The sequence below is a fragment of the Microvirga rosea genome, assembly GCF_020595095.1.
Classification (GTDB): domain Bacteria; phylum Pseudomonadota; class Alphaproteobacteria; order Rhizobiales; family Beijerinckiaceae; genus Microvirga; species Microvirga rosea.
Genome location: NZ_JAJDOP010000002.1, coordinates 689,301 through 703,918, shown reverse-complemented (window position 1 = coordinate 703,918; position 14,618 = coordinate 689,301). Strand labels below are relative to the sequence as shown.

At 65.4% G+C, this 14,618-nt stretch carries 11 protein-coding genes; 7 read left to right on the top strand and 4 right to left on the bottom strand.

The annotated features are described in order from the left end of the window. Window positions 1-146: 146 nt before the first annotated feature. The 7 genes from ileS (at window position 147) to mutL (ending at window position 10,839) form a co-directional block, all read left to right on the top strand. A complete protein-coding gene (ileS, locus tag LJD17_RS07730) occupies window positions 147-3,107 on the top strand; it encodes an isoleucine--tRNA ligase (protein ID WP_227383566.1) in 2,961 nt (986 codons plus the stop codon). A 155-nt stretch (window positions 3,108-3,262) separates the two neighbouring features. Further along, window positions 3,263-3,730 carry a signal peptidase II gene (gene lspA / locus LJD17_RS07725; RefSeq protein WP_227383676.1) on the top strand — a complete coding sequence of 156 codons (468 nt, stop codon included), beginning with the start codon at window positions 3,263-3,265 and terminating at the stop codon, window positions 3,728-3,730. A gap of 91 nt (window positions 3,731-3,821) precedes the next feature. After that, complete coding sequence (locus tag LJD17_RS07720; protein WP_227383565.1) at window positions 3,822-4,466, top strand: hypothetical protein; 645 nt, start codon at window positions 3,822-3,824, stop codon at window positions 4,464-4,466. Between the two features lie 197 nt (window positions 4,467-4,663). Further along, complete coding sequence (locus LJD17_RS07715; RefSeq protein ID WP_227383564.1) at window positions 4,664-5,995, top strand: M16 family metallopeptidase; 1,332 nt, start codon at window positions 4,664-4,666, stop codon at window positions 5,993-5,995. A gap of 57 nt (window positions 5,996-6,052) precedes the next feature. Beyond that, on the top strand, window positions 6,053-7,333 hold the full coding sequence (locus LJD17_RS07710; RefSeq protein WP_227383563.1) for a M16 family metallopeptidase: 1,281 nt from the start codon (window positions 6,053-6,055) through the stop codon (window positions 7,331-7,333). Between the two features lie 167 nt (window positions 7,334-7,500). Beyond that, a complete protein-coding gene (locus LJD17_RS07705) occupies window positions 7,501-8,820 on the top strand; it encodes a glucose-6-phosphate isomerase (protein ID WP_227383562.1) in 1,320 nt (439 codons plus the stop codon). A 180-nt stretch (window positions 8,821-9,000) separates the two neighbouring features. Then, a complete protein-coding gene (gene mutL / locus LJD17_RS07700) occupies window positions 9,001-10,839 on the top strand; it encodes a DNA mismatch repair endonuclease MutL (protein WP_227383561.1) in 1,839 nt (612 codons plus the stop codon). A gap of 5 nt (window positions 10,840-10,844) precedes the next feature. Here mutL and LJD17_RS07695 read toward each other — a convergent pair whose 3' ends face one another. The 4 genes from LJD17_RS07695 to rsmD all read right to left on the bottom strand — a co-directional run bounded on the left by LJD17_RS07695 (window position 10,845) and on the right by rsmD (window position 14,610). Continuing rightward, window positions 10,845-11,594, bottom strand: coding sequence for a hypothetical protein (locus LJD17_RS07695; RefSeq protein ID WP_227383560.1), 750 nt, complete (start codon window positions 11,592-11,594; stop codon window positions 10,845-10,847). 162 nt (window positions 11,595-11,756) lie between these two features. Beyond that, on the bottom strand, window positions 11,757-12,800 hold the full coding sequence (mgrA, locus tag LJD17_RS07690; protein ID WP_227383559.1) for an L-glyceraldehyde 3-phosphate reductase: 1,044 nt from the start codon (window positions 12,798-12,800) through the stop codon (window positions 11,757-11,759). A 149-nt stretch (window positions 12,801-12,949) separates the two neighbouring features. Beyond that, window positions 12,950-13,990 (bottom strand): zinc-dependent alcohol dehydrogenase family protein, encoded by a 1,041-nt coding sequence (locus tag LJD17_RS07685; protein WP_227383558.1) that lies wholly within the window; start codon window positions 13,988-13,990, stop codon window positions 12,950-12,952. A 62-nt stretch (window positions 13,991-14,052) separates the two neighbouring features. Further along, complete coding sequence (gene rsmD / locus LJD17_RS07680; RefSeq protein ID WP_227383557.1) at window positions 14,053-14,610, bottom strand: 16S rRNA (guanine(966)-N(2))-methyltransferase RsmD; 558 nt, start codon at window positions 14,608-14,610, stop codon at window positions 14,053-14,055. Window positions 14,611-14,618: the final 8 nt, after the last annotated feature.

Genomic DNA, 14,618 nt, shown 5'->3' with positions numbered 1-14,618 from the left:
CTTTTTCCCCCGTGTCGCGAATTATCGGCCCGGCCTTCGCTTGACCGCGAGGGTCCGGGATTGACGCCTTTCGCCCCGATACGACCCGAATTCGGATGCCTGATCGTTCCGCCTCTCATGCGGACAGATAAAGATTATTGATCGCCATGTCAGATAAGACCGTCTCCCAGCCCGACGCACCTGCGCGCGACTATTCCGAGACCCTGTTCCTGCCCCAGACCGATTTTCCCATGCGGGCCGGACTTCCGCAGCGTGAGCCGCAGATCCTGCAGCGCTGGAACGAGATCAAGCTCTATGAGCGCCTGCGCGAGGTGCAGAAGGGCCGCGACCGCTTCGTTCTGCATGACGGCCCTCCCTATGCCAACGGCAACATCCATATCGGGCACGCGCTCAACAAGATCCTGAAGGACATGGTCGTCCGCTCGCAGGGAATGCTGGGCTTCGATTCCAACTATGTTCCCGGCTGGGACTGCCACGGCCTGCCCATCGAGTGGAAGATCGAGGAGGAGTATCGCGCCAAGGGCAAGAACAAGGATGAGGTTCCGATCATCGAGTTCCGGCGCGAATGCCGTGCCTTCGCGGAAAAGTGGATCGACGTGCAGCGCGAGGAATTCAAGCGTCTCGGCGTCGAGGGCGACTGGCGCAATCCCTATCAGACCATGTCCTATGACGCGGAGGCGCAGATCGCCCGCGAGATCATGAAGTTCGCGCTGTCCGATCAGCTTTATCGCGGCTCCAAGCCCGTCATGTGGTCGTCCGTGGAGCGCACGGCGCTGGCCGAGGCGGAGGTCGAGTATCACGAGAAGACCTCGACCACGATCTGGGTGAGGTTCCCGATCGTCCGCACCCTCGATGCCGATCTCGACGGCGCGTCGGTCGTGATCTGGACCACGACTCCCTGGACGATCCCCGCCAACCGCGCGATCGCCTTCGGTTCCGACATCTCGTACGGCCTCTACACGGTGACCGAAGCCGCCGACGACAACTGGGCCAAGGTCGGCGACCGCCTGGTGGTTGCCGACAAGCTCGCGGCCGACGTGTTCGCCGCCGCTCGCGTCGCCGCCTACGAGCGTGTGAAGGACGTGCTGCCGGTGATGATCGAGCGTTGCGCGCATCCGTTCCGCGGCCTCGAGGGCGCGAACGGCTATTGGGATTTCGACGTGCCCACGCTGCCCGCCGATTACGTGACCGACGATGCCGGTACCGGTTTCGTGCACACGGCTCCGGGACACGGCGCGGACGACTACAATACCTATGTGAAGCACAAGGCCGTGTTCGAGGCCTGCGGCACCCGGGAAGTGCCGCATACGGTGTCGCCGGACTCCTCCTATTTCCCTGATGTTCCCTTCTTCGCGGGGGAACGGATCTATGACGACAAGGGCAAGGACGCGGGCGCCAACGAGGCCGTGATCCGCAAGCTCGTCGAGGTCGGCGCGCTCATCGCGCGCGGCCGTCTCAAGCACCAGTATCCCCATTCCTGGCGCTCGAAGGGTCCTCTGATCTTCCGCAACACGCCGCAATGGTTCATCTCCATGGACAAGCCGCTCGACGACAAGGGGGACACCCTGCGTCAGCGCGCGCTCAATGGCATCAAGACCGTCGAATGGGTGCCGGAAAGCGGCGAGAATCGTATCAACGGCATGATCGAGAACCGGCCCGACTGGGTCGTGTCCCGTCAGCGCGCCTGGGGCGTGCCGATCGCGGTCTTCGTGAGGAAGGGCACCAACGAGATCCTCAAGGACGAGCGCGTGAACGACGCCATCGCCGAGGCCTTCGAGAAGGAGGGCGCGGATGCGTGGTACGCGGATGACGGTTCTCGCTTCCTGAAGGCGGGCGGCTACGACCTGAACGATTTCGAGAAGGTCAACGACATCCTCGATGTGTGGTTCGATTCCGGCTGCACGCATGCCTTCGCGCTCGAAAAGCGCGAGGACCTGAAGGTGACGCGCAAGGTGGACGGCGGGCCGGACCAGGTCATGTATCTGGAAGGCTCCGACCAGCATCGCGGCTGGTTCCATTCGTCGCTGCTGGAAAGCTGCGGCACGCGCGGGCGGGCGCCTTACGACATCGTCGTGACCCACGGCTTCACGCTCGACGAGCAGGGCCGCAAGATGTCGAAGTCGCTGGGCAACACGGTCGCGCCTCAGAGCATCATCAAGGAATACGGGGCCGATATCCTGCGCCTCTGGACGGCGTCGGTGGATTACTGGGACGATCAGCGCATCGGCCCGGAGATCATCAAGACGACGGCCGAAACCTACCGCAAGCTGCGCAACACGATCCGCTGGATGCTGGGCTCGCTCGCGCATTTCCGCGAGACGGACAAGGTCGCCTTCGCCGACATGCCGGAGCTGGAGCGCTTCGTGCTCCATCGTCTGGTCGAGCTCGGCGACGAGGTGCGCGAGGCCTACAGCCATTACGACTACAAGCGCGTGGTCGCCCTGCTGACCTCGTTCATGACCACGGATCTGTCGGCGTTCTACTTCGACGTGCGCAAGGACGCGCTCTATTGCGATCCGGTGTCGAGCCACGTGCGCAAGAGCGCCCTGACGGTCATCGACCAGACTTTCCGGGCCGTGGCCACATGGATCGCCCCCATCATGGCCTTCACGGCCGAGGAAGCGTGGCTTGCGCGCTATCCGCAGGCGGAATCGGTTCACCTGGAGACGTTCCCGTCCATTCCGGCGGAGTGGCGGGACGAGGCGCTGGCCGAACGCTGGGCGAGGATCCGCCGCGTCCGCCGCGTCATCACGGGTGCCCTCGAGATCGAGCGTGCCCAAAAGCGCATCGGCGCCAGCCTCGAGGCGGCTCCCGTGGTCTTCATCGCCGATGAGGCGCTCCTCCGGGCGGTTCAGGGCCTGGATCTGGCGGAGATCGCCATAACGTCGGACATCCGGATCGAACAGGGCGAAGGCCCGGCCGACGCGTTCCGCCTCGACGAGGTGAAGGGCGTGGCGGTGGTCCCGGCCTTGGCCGAGGGCCGGAAATGCGCTCGCTCCTGGAAGGTCTCGCCGCTGGTCGGCACCGATCCCGATTATCCGGACGTCACGCCCCGTGACGCGGCGGCGCTGCGGGAATGGGACGCCCTGAGGACGGCTGCGGAATGAGCAAGAGCAGCGAGCCCGAAATTCCTGTCTCGCCCGTCCCGTTGGGCGAGGCCCCTCCCGCGCGCCCGGCGGCTCCCCGCCGAGCCCCTGCGACGAAGGGCAGCAAGGGCACCCGCCGCCGGCGCGCCGCCAAGGGCGGCCTCTCGGTCGCGGCGGTGATCGGCTTTTCGCTGGCTCTCCTGACCTTGATCGCCGATCAGGCGAGCAAGCTCTACTTCCTTTTCGTCTACGACCTTCCGGTCCGCGAGCCCGTGGTCCTGAACCCGTTTCTCAGCCTGATCGTGGTCTGGAACCGGGGAATTTCCTACGGACTGTTCCAGCAGCACAGCAGCCTTGGCCGCTGGATCCTGATCGTGGTTTCGATCGCCGCCGCCATCGGCTTGTCCATTTGGATCCGCCGTACGGCCGGGAAACTCCTCGCGGCTTCCCTGGGCCTCATCGTCGGCGGCGCCGTCGGCAACGTCATCGATCGGCTGGCTTACGGGGCGGTCTTCGACTTCATCCAGTTCCAGATCGGCGGCTGGTCCTGGTACGTGTTCAACATCGCCGACGCGGCCATCGTTGCGGGGGTGGTCGGTTTGCTTTATGACTCCTTCGTGCTGGAAAAACGCCGGAAGGCGTGATCGGGTGCTGAAGAACGCCCGGCCGCCTTATGTTCGCCAGAATGAGCAATCAGGCGTTCCGCAAGAATGGAACAACCAAGTGGTGGGTACCATGAAGGGATTGAAGGTCTTAGGTTGCGCAGGCGCTCTCGCGCTTCTGGTCGTCGCCTCGGGGGCGTCGGCGGAGGAAGGTGAGGCCGTCAAGAGCCTGCTCGGCAGCATCGGCATCATCCCGAAGGAGAAGCCGCCGATCCAGTACAATGAGCGTCCTCCGCTCGTACTGCCGCCCAAGATGGAGCTGCGCACGCCCGCGCCCGGTGGCGGCGCCGAGGCCCGCAACGCCAATTGGCCCAAGGATCCGGACGTGATCGCCGCCCGCAAGGCCGCGGCCGAGGCGCGTACGCCGTACACCAGCACCGAGCTTTACAAGAACAGCGAAGGCAAGCGCCTTTCCGTCGAGGAAATGCGCGCCGGCCGGGATCCCAACAACTACGTTTCGGGCAACACGCCTCTTCCGCCGGTGGGCCGGCAGGCCGACAAGAGTCTCCTGAGCCCCGACGAGTTGCGGGCTTTCGGCACCAAGGACGACGACGTCAAGCTTTCCGGCGACGGCCTCGAGCGCCGCTATCTGAGCGATCCTCCCAAAGGCCTGCTCAAGGCAGCGGGGGGCGCACCGCTCAAGGCTTCCGCCGATCCTGTCCCCACGGGCGATCCCGACAGCCCGATGGCCTTCATCAGGCAGCAGCAGCAGCGATAACCAGCCTTCCCATGGCAGAGATTTCAGGCGAACGGTCCTCCGTTCGCCTGAAATGCTTAAGGGCCAGCTTGGCCGGTTCAGCAGTTCTCCGTTTCCCGTAAAAGGTGTGCTGCTCCGCTTGCGTGGCCTTCAGATTGCATTATTCCGATGAATCGGATCCGACGAGCCGACTTGATTCCGTTAAGATTGGAAACATCATGGACACAGCCCTGAAGCCTCTTCCGCGCACCGGAACACCCTCCGAAGGGCGGACAGAGGGCGGAGGGCCGGATGTCTCTTCGTTCACCCTCGACAATGGCCTCGACGTCGTCGTGATCCCCGATCACCGCGTGCCGGTCGTGACCCACATGGTCTGGTACCGGAACGGTTCGGCGGATGATCCGCTCGGCCAGTCCGGAATTGCGCACTTCCTCGAGCACCTGATGTTCAAGGGCACGGAAAAGCATCCCGCCGGTGAGTTCTCCAAGGTCGTTTCCGGCCTCGGCGGCCAGGAGAACGCCTTCACGTCCTTCGACTACACGGCCTATTTCCAGCGCGTCGCCCGCGATCATCTCAAGACCATGATGTCGTTCGAGGCCGACCGCATGACCAACCTCCTCCTCGAGGAAGGCGTCATCGCGCCTGAGCGGGACGTGGTGCTGGAAGAGCGCCGGATGCGCGTCGAGACCGATCCGTCGGCTCAGCTTTCCGAAGCGATGGCGGCGGCATTGTTCGTGCACCATCCCTACGGCATTCCGATCATCGGGTGGATGCACGAGATCGAAACGCTCAACCGCGACCACGCCCTCGATTACTACCGTCGTTTCTATACGCCCGAGAACGCCATTCTGGTGGTGGCCGGCGATGTGACGGCCGACGAGGTGCGCCGGCTGAGCAGCGACACCTATGGACGCATCGCGCCCCGCGGCAAGCGTCCAGTCCGCTTCCGTCCGCGCGATCCGGAGCCGGTCGCCGCGCGGCACATCACCGTCGCGGATCCGAAGGTCGAGCAGCCGACCCTGCAGCGCCTTTACCTCGTGCCGTCCTGCCGCACGGCCAAGGATCGGGATTGCTATGCCCTGGAGCTTCTCGCCGAGGTGATCGGCGGCGGCCCCACATCTTATCTCTACCGCAAGCTCGTCCTGGAGCAGGGCGTCGCCGTGAACGCGGGCGCCTGGTACATGTCGTCGGCGATGGAGGAGACCCGGTTCTGCGTCTACGCGGTTCCGGCCGAGGGTGTTTCCCTCTCCGCTCTCGAAGAGGCGGTTGACGCCGTGCTTCGGTCCATTTCCGCCGAGGCCCTCGATTCCGAGGCTATCGAACGGGCCAAAACCCGCCTCGTGGCCGAGACCATCTATTCGACCGACAGCCAGTCTTCCCTCGCCCGTATCTACGGCTCGGCACTCGCCATTGGGGAAACCCTCGAAGACGTGCGGCGCTGGCCGCAGGAAATCGAGGCGGTGCTCAAGGACGACCTCGCCTCCGCCGCCGAGCGCTATCTCATCCTGCGCCGTTCGGTGACGGGCTATCTCCAGAAGGCGGTCCCTTAGGCACGGCCCATCTGCCTGCCCTGAGCCGACGAACCGCCGATCCGAAACGAGATGATCATGACTGCTTCCGCCGAAATCCGCTCCGCTGCCTCGCCGACCACGGTGAAGACCCTTACGTCTCCCGGTGGCGTCGAGGCGTGGCATGTGGAATCCGATGTGGTGCCGCTGATTGCCGTCGCCTTCACGTTCGAAGGCGGTTCGACGCAGGATCCGGAAGACCGACCCGGCGTCGCGCAGATGCTGGCGCGTCTCCTCGATGAAGGCGCCGGGCCCTACAATTCCGATGCTTTCCAGGAACGCCTCGCGGCGAGGGCGATCGAACTGTCCTTCAACGCGGGCAACGACGCCATCGGAGGATCGCTCAAGACCCTGGTCAAGCATGCGGACGAAGCGTTCGAATTGCTGCGCCTGGCCCTCGCCGAGCCGCGCTTCGATCAGGATGCGATCGAACGGGTTCGCGCCCAGACGGTGGCGGGCTTGCGGTATCAGCAGAACGATCCCGGCGTCATGGCCACCCGCCGTTTCTTCGAAGAGGGCTTTGCGGGTCACGCCTATGCGCGGCCGACCTCCGGCACGGTTGAAAGCGTCGCGGCGATCACGCGCGATGATCTCGTGACCATGCATCGGACCATCATCGCCCGGGGCCGCGTCAAGGTCGCGGTCGTCGGCGCGATCGACGGGGAACGCCTCTCGGTCCTGCTCGACAAGGTCTTCGGCTCCCTGCCCGAGGCGAAGCCCCTGAAGCCCACCGAGCCGGTTCAACTCCAGAACCTCGGCACGCGCCACGTGGTCGATCTCGATGTCCCGCAATCGGTGATCAGGTTCGGGCTGCCCGGCATTCCCTGGCGCGATCCCGGCTTCATCCCGGCCTATGTGCTCAATCATATTCTCGGTGGCGGAGCATTCACCTCGCGCCTGTTCCAGGAAGTGCGCGAGAAGCGCGGTCTCGCCTACAGCGTGGGGACCTCGCTGGTGAGCTACCGCGCGGCTTCGATGACCTGGGGCTACACGGCGACCAAGAACGAGCGTGTCACGGAAGCCCTCGACGTCATCTTCGGCGAGATGATGCGTCTCAAGGACGAAGGCCCCTCGGAGGAGGAGCTGCAGAAGGCGAAGGATTACCTGATCGGTTCCTATGCCCTGGGCTTCGACACCTCGACGAAGATCGCCCACACCCTCGTCCAGATCGCCTTCGAAGGGCTCGGCGTCGACTACATCGCGCGCCGCAACGATCTGGTGGCGGCTGTGACATCGGCCGATATCGGCGCCGCGGCGCAGCGCATCTTCGGGGGCGGACAAATGCTGACCGTCATCGCGGGACGCCCGACGGGACTCTGATCGGCGACGAACATCAGGGGCCGCAAGGCCCCTTCTTTTTGGCCGCACGGGTCTTCTGCGGTCGTCGGACGGCCGGAAGGTCCGGGTGATTCACGCCGCAACCCTAGCCGCGGCCGCCTCGCTGCCCTAGTGTTTCGCTCCCCTGTGACGAGTCGGAGCATCCCGGAATGGCCCTGCATCAATCGATCGACCTTGCCCTTGCATCCCACATCGGCGAAGGGGGCGTGCCGCAGACGGCGCTCGATGCGGCCTTGTCTGTGGTCGGGCGGGCGATGAAGCGGCTGGCCGAGGATGACGCAACCGGGCGGTTGCCTCTCCTGCATATGCCGCGCACGACGGAGGACCTCGACAGCATTCGCGAGGCCGCGTCCTGGCTGCGGCGGGATGCGACTGATGTGGTGTTTCTCGGCACCGGCGGATCGAGCCTCGGCGGCCAGACCCTGGCCCAGCTCAAGGATTACGCCATTCCGGGCGCCGGCCGTTTTGCCGATGGCCCGCGGGTGCACTTCCTCGACAACCTCGATCCCCTGACCTTCGACAGGGTTCTTCATAAGCTGCCGCTGTCCTCGACCCATTTCGTCGCGATATCGAAATCCGGCGGCACGGGCGAAACCCTCATGCAGGCGATGGCGGTGCTCTCGGCCCTGGACAAGGCCGGTCTCAAGGCGCGTCCCGCCGATGCATTTCTCGGTCTCTCCGAACCGAAGAAGGAAGGCGGAAAGAATGCCCTGCGCGACCTGCTCGAACCGGAGGGCGTACGGTTCCTCGAACATCACACCGGCATCGGCGGGCGCTATTCGGTTCTGACCAATGTGGGTCTTCTGCCCGCCGCCGTGCTCGGCCTCGACATCGCCGCCATTCGGCAGGGCGCCGCGGACGCTTACGAACCGTTCCGCGCCGGCCGTCCGGCAGTGGAGGCTCCGGCGGCCGTGGGGGCCGCCATCAACATCGCCATGGCGCTCGAGGGCAAGAACATCGCCGTGACCATGGCTTATGCGGACCGTCTCGAGCGCTTCACGCGCTGGTGGGTGCAGCTGTGGGCCGAGAGCATCGGCAAGGACGGCAAGGGATCCCAGCCGGTTGCCGCCATCGGCCCTGTCGATCAGCACAGCCAGCTTCAGCTTTATCTGGCCGGTCCCAACGACAAGCTCTTCACGGTGATCACCACCGGGGTGGAGGGGAAGGGACCCGTCATGGACACGAAGCTCGCGCAGCGAGCCGGGGTCGCGGAGTTCGGCGGCAAGTCCATCGGAGATCTCGTTGCCGCGCAGGGACGCGCCACCGCCGATACGCTGGCCAAAAATCACCGCCCGACACGGCGCATCCACATCGAGACCCTCAACGAGCGGACCCTGGGCGAATTGCTCATGCATGGCATGCTCGAAACGATCCTCACCGGCTATGCGCTCGGGGTCGACCCGTTCGATCAGCCCGCCGTGGAAGAAGGCAAGATTCTCGCCAAGCAATATCTCGCCCAGGCGAAATAACCGCGGTCTTCCGGCATGACGGAGAGGGGCCGGGTTCGTCCGATGGCGAACCCGAATCCCTGCCTCCGTCCATGAACCATAAAGCAGTGCATTCCCGCGCGGGAGATTGTCGCGCCTGCTGGAATCCGCATGGACGGCGCCTTATTCTCTCATGTCGATCCCGCGAATCTGAAGGGTTTCATGGCTGTCCGCCGTCTCGATCCAATTCTCGTCGACCGCATCGCAGCAGGCGAGGTGGTGGAGCGTCCGGCGGCCGCCGTGAAGGAGCTTGTCGAGAACGCCATCGATGCGGGCGCCGGCTCCATCGAGATCGCCATCGAGGCGGGCGGGCGCCGCCTGATCCGCATCATCGACGACGGCGTTGGAATGTCGCCGGAGGATCTCGGGCTCGCCGTGGAGCGTCACGCCACATCGAAGATCCCCGACGGCGACCTGTTCGCCATCAACACGCTCGGATTTCGCGGCGAGGCTCTTCCGTCGATCGGCGCCGTGGCCCGCCTGGCCATCACGACGCGCACCGCCGATGCCGAGACGGGTTCGGCCATCGTGGTGGAAGCCGGCGTCAAAGGGCCCGTCCGGCCCGTTGCGGCCCCCAAGGGCACCAAGATCGAAGTGACGGACCTCTTCGCCGCGACGCCCGCGCGCCTGAAATTTCTCAAGAGCGACCGCTCCGAGGCGCAGGCCGTAGCGGAAATCGTCAAGCGCCTGGCGATCGCGCATCCGACCGTGCGCTTCACCCTCAGCGGCGAGCACATGACGCCGTTCACCTATCCGCCGGAGCCGGAAGGCGAGCACGGGTTCCTGCGCCGCCTGTCCCGCGTCCTGGGGTCGGAGTTCAACGACAACGCCATGGCCGTCTCCGTCGAGCGCGAGGGGGTGCGTCTGTCCGGTTTCGCGGGCCTGCCGACCTTCCACCGGGGCACATCGACCCAGATCCACTTCATCGTCAACGGACGGCCCGTGCGCGACAAGCTCCTTCTCGGCGCGGTCCGGGGCGCTTACGCGGACGTCATGGCGTCCGACCGGCATCCGGTCCTGGCGTTGATGGTCGATTGCGATCCGCGCGTCGTCGATGTGAACGTCCATCCCGCAAAGACCGAGGTCCGATTTCGCGATCCGGCTTTCGTGCGCGGCTTCGTGGTGGCCGCGCTGAAGGAGGCGATCACGCGGTTCGGCTTTCGGTCCGCGTCGACCGGTGGCGCACGCACCCTCGAAAGCCTGCGTCCGCAGGTGGCGCCGCCCATCCGTCCCGTGTCCGTCGCCCATCGGGCGCCCTCGTTCCGGCACGCTCCCGCATTTGCCGGATGGCAGGCGCCCCACGAGCCTTTGCACGGATCCGGTTTGGCCGAGAGCCAGGCAAGCCTGCCGGACCTCGTTGCGCCTTCTGCCGACAGCCGGGCGGCCCTGACCGAACTCGACCCCGACTCGGAGCGCTCTCCCCTCGGCGCCGCCCGCGCGCAGATTCACGGCACCTATATCGTGGCGCAAACGCCCGACGGCATCGTCATCGTCGATCAGCATGCCGCTCACGAACGGCTCGTCTACGAGCGCCTGAAGCGGGAGCGGGCGGCGTCGGGAATATCCCGCCAGCTCTTGCTGATTCCGGAAGTCGTGGATCTCGATCCCGTGGATGCGGATCGCGTGATGGCCGAGGCTCCGACCCTGGAAAGCCTGGGCCTCGTTCTCGAGCCTTTCGGACCGGGCGCGCTTCTCGTGCGCGAGGTGCCGTCGGCCCTCGCGGGCGGGCGCATCAAGGCCCTGGTGCAGGATGTCGCCGATGCGCTCGCCGAATGGGGGCAGGGGGCTGGCAGTCCCCTCGAGGAGCGGCTCGACGCCGTGCTGTCGCGCATGTCGTGCCATGGGTCCGTGCGGGCCGGGCGCCGCATGAAGCCCGAGGAAATGAATGCGCTCTTACGCGAGATGGAAGCGACGCCCCTGTCGGGCCAGTGCAACCACGGCCGCCCCACTTACGTGGAGCTGAAGCTCGCCGATATCGAGCGCTTGTTCGGCCGGCGATAGGGCGATCAAAAACTCAGGGGCTTGCCGGAGATGACCTCAAGGGCGTCTCCGTGCCGTTCATAGGTCACCGTGAAGGGCGGGACGGTCCGGCCCGCTCGCTTCCCGCGATAGGTGACGGCCATGCGTCCCGCGGAATCCAGTTTCCAGGAGCCGGTGATGTCCGTGCAGGCATTTCCGGGCTCCACGGCGTCGCAGTTGCTCTGCGTGGCGATGATCCCGTTTTCGGGGCTGATCGCCTGCGCGCGTCCATCGCGGAAGATGAAGACCTGAAGAGTGCCGAAGGTCTCGCCCTGAAAGGTGCCGCCGCCTTCCACGACGATGCCATCATCCGGCCCGATGCGCACGGGCTTGATCGCCGTCAGACTACCCCAGGAGCCGCTTTCCGCGAACTCCCGATGGCGGGCGACCGGCACGAGCCGGTCCTTGTCCCGCCGCAGGAAGTCGGCGCTGATCTTCGCGCCGCAGCCGTGGCAATCCTCTCCCGGAATCTGGCTGAAGGTGAACAGAACCACGACGCCGCCGAAGGTGCTTGCCTGATAGGGATGGATGCAGGGTTGCGGTTCGAGGTCGTCCGGATCCGCCTTGCGTTCGGGAACGTTCGGATACGCGGCCTTCACCGCGTTGCGCAGGGTGGTTTGGCCTGCCATGGCGGCCGCGGAGCCGGGGCAGAGCTGCGACGGCGCATCCTCCGCGCGGGCAGCTTGCGCACCGGAAAGACAACAGGCGACGGCAGCAACAACGAGACGCCCGATCATGGCCAGCACCGACTCTCACGGCCCTCATGGCCTGTGGTCTGCATAGCGGAATCTTATTGTGCCGCAACGGAAAGATAGCGGTGCTCCCGCACACATGCCGGACTGTGTCTTCCGGGACATGGCTCCGGGATATGGCGCGAGAGCGAAGGCCAATGGGAATGATCAGCGCGAGGGACCCGCGCGCTCCGACGAGGCGGCCCAGATGTTGACTCCGCCCTCCACCGCATAGCGGTCGATTTCCGCCAGCTCCTCGGCCGAGAAGGCGAGCGTCTTGAGGGCCGCCACACAGTCGGCGATCTGTTCCGGCCGGCTCGCTCCGATCAGCGCCGTCGTGATCCGCCGGTCCCGAAGCACCCAGGCGAGAGCCATTTGGGCAAGGGTCTGTCCCCGGTGTTCCGCGACGCGGTTCAGGCCCTGGATCCGCGCGATGTTGTCCTCGGTCAGAAAGCTCTTGCGCAGGGACTTCCCGGCTGCCGCGCGGCTGTCTTCGGGAATGCCGCCCAGGTACTTTCCCGTCAGCATTCCCTGCGCCAGGGGCGAGAACACGATCGTCCCCATGCCGGCCTCCTCCAGCGCATCCAGGAGCCCATCCTCCTCGATCCACCGGTTGATCATCGAGTAGCTCGGCTGGTGGATGATGCACGGGGTCTTCAGCTCGCGCAGGATCGCCACCGCCTCGCGGGTCCGCTGGGCGTTGTAGGACGAGAGGCCCACATAAAGGGCCTTGCCCTGCCGCACGGCGGAATCGAGCGCCAGCATCGTTTCCTCGAGCGGCGTCTCCGGATCGAACCGGTGGGAATAGAAGATATCGACGTAATCGAGCCCCATCCGTTTGAGACTCTGATCGAGGCTGGAGAGAAGATACTTGCGGCTGCCCCATTCGCCGTAGGGGCCGGGCCACATGCGGTAGCCCGCCTTGGTGGAAATGACGAGCTCGTCGCGCAAGCCGCGAAAATCGGTGCGCAGGACTTCGCCGAAGAAGGTTTCCGCGGAGCCGGGCGGCGGGCCGTAATTGTTGGCGAGGTCGAAATGGGTGATGCCGAGATCGAATGCGGTGCGGCACATCTCGCGGGCGACGGCGGCGGATTTATCCTCGCCGAAATTGTGCCAGAGGCCGAGGGAGATCGCCGGGAGTTGCAAACCACTCCGGCCGCAGCGGTTGTAGATCATGGAATCGTATCGGCTTTCAGCCGGCAGATAGGTCATCGTGGTCTCCGAACGTTCACTGCAGGAATCTCGATCCGGCTCGCTGCCCTAAAACAGCCTATCCCGAGAACGGGCCCGTGATCCCACCGCGAGCTGGGGCAACGGAACGCTCGCATATCGGGCCTTTCTTGTCTAACGGGGCGGTTTCGTCAGAACCGGTCGATCACCGTGATCCCCGTGCCTTCGAAGCGATCCATGGCCATCAGCGCGGCCGGAGCGTCATCGAGGGAAATCCGCTTGCCGAGGAGCTTCTGGGGCATCAGCTTTCCGGTGGCGATCATGGCCATCATGGCGTCATAGCGAAACGCCTGCATGCCGTGGCTGCCGTAGATCTCCAGTTCATGGGCGATCACCTTGTCCATGGGAATGGCCGGCCGCGCATGATCGTCGAGCATGAGGCCCACCTGCACGTGGCGTCCCCGCCGCCGCAAATTGGCGATGGAGTTGAAGCAGGTCGCCGGGTGTCCGAGCGCATCGATGGACACATGAGCGCCGCCATCGGTGATCTGGCGCACCGCAGCGGCCACGTCGGTGCCGGCGGAAGCCTTCACGGCCGCAACCGCCCCGAGAGCGCGCGCGAGATCGAGCTTGTCCTCGGTCAGGTCGATCGCCACCACATTCGCCCCCATGGCGGTGGCGATCATGATCGCCGACAGGCCAACGCCGCCGCAGCCATGCACCGCGACCCACTCGCCGGGCTTCGCGCGCCCCTGGTCGACGATGGCCCGAAAGGACGTGACGAAGCGGCAGCCGAGACTGGCGGCGGTTGCGAAGTCGAGGCTTTCCGGCAGCGCGACGAGATTGAGATCGGCATGGTCGAGGGCGACATATTCGGCGAACGACCCCCAGGCCGTGAAACCCGGCTGGAACTGGTGCTCGCAAACCTGATGATTGCCCGAATGGCATTCGCGGCAATGGCCGCAACCGGCCACGAACGGCACCGTGACACGATCGCCCGTCTTCCAGCGGGTGACCTGCTTGCCCGTCGCCACGATGGTTCCGGCGAGTTCGTGACCCGGCACATGGGGAAGCACGATATCCGGGTCATGGCCCATCCAACCGTGCCAATCGCTCCGGCAGAGCCCAGTCGCCTCGACCTTCACGACGACGCCGTCCGTCGATGGAGTCGGGTCGGGGACGTTCTGCAGACGCGGCGGCGCGGAGAATTGCTCATAAACGACGGCTTTCATGGGCTGTCCTTTCGGTCAGACGGGCAGGTTTCGATCAAACCGGCATAGGGCGCGAAGGAACCTCAGGCCCGATAGCGTCCGAACACCACTTTCGTTTCTCCGTAATCCCGTCGCTCGATTTCCTCAAAGCCTTCCGGCAGCATGACCTCGACCCCTTGGGCTTCTTCCACCACCACCAGGGCGCCCGGCGTCAGCCATCCGCCTTCCGCACAGGACCGGAGCGCTTTCGTCGCGAGATCCTTGCCGTAGGGCGGGTCGCAGAAAACAACCGAAAACGGCGGATTGGGCGCGGCAGCGCCCATGCGGGTCGCATCGCGGCGGAACAGGCGTGTCGCGCCACCGGCACCGAGGGTTTCCACGTTCTCGCGGATCAAGCCGCGGGATTGCGCGCCTTCGTCGACGAAGAGCGCGAAGGAAGCGCCGCGCGAAAGGGCTTCGAGTCCCATCGCGCCGGTTCCGGCAAACAGGTCGAGCACCCGTGCACCCTCGACAGGCTCGTCATAGGAATGGGCGAGAATGTTGAAAATCGTTTCGCGCAGCCGGTCGGACGTCGGACGGATGCCGTCCGATTTCGGTCCTGCCAGCGAGCGGCCGCGCCAGCGCCCGCCCACGATCCTCATGAATCAGT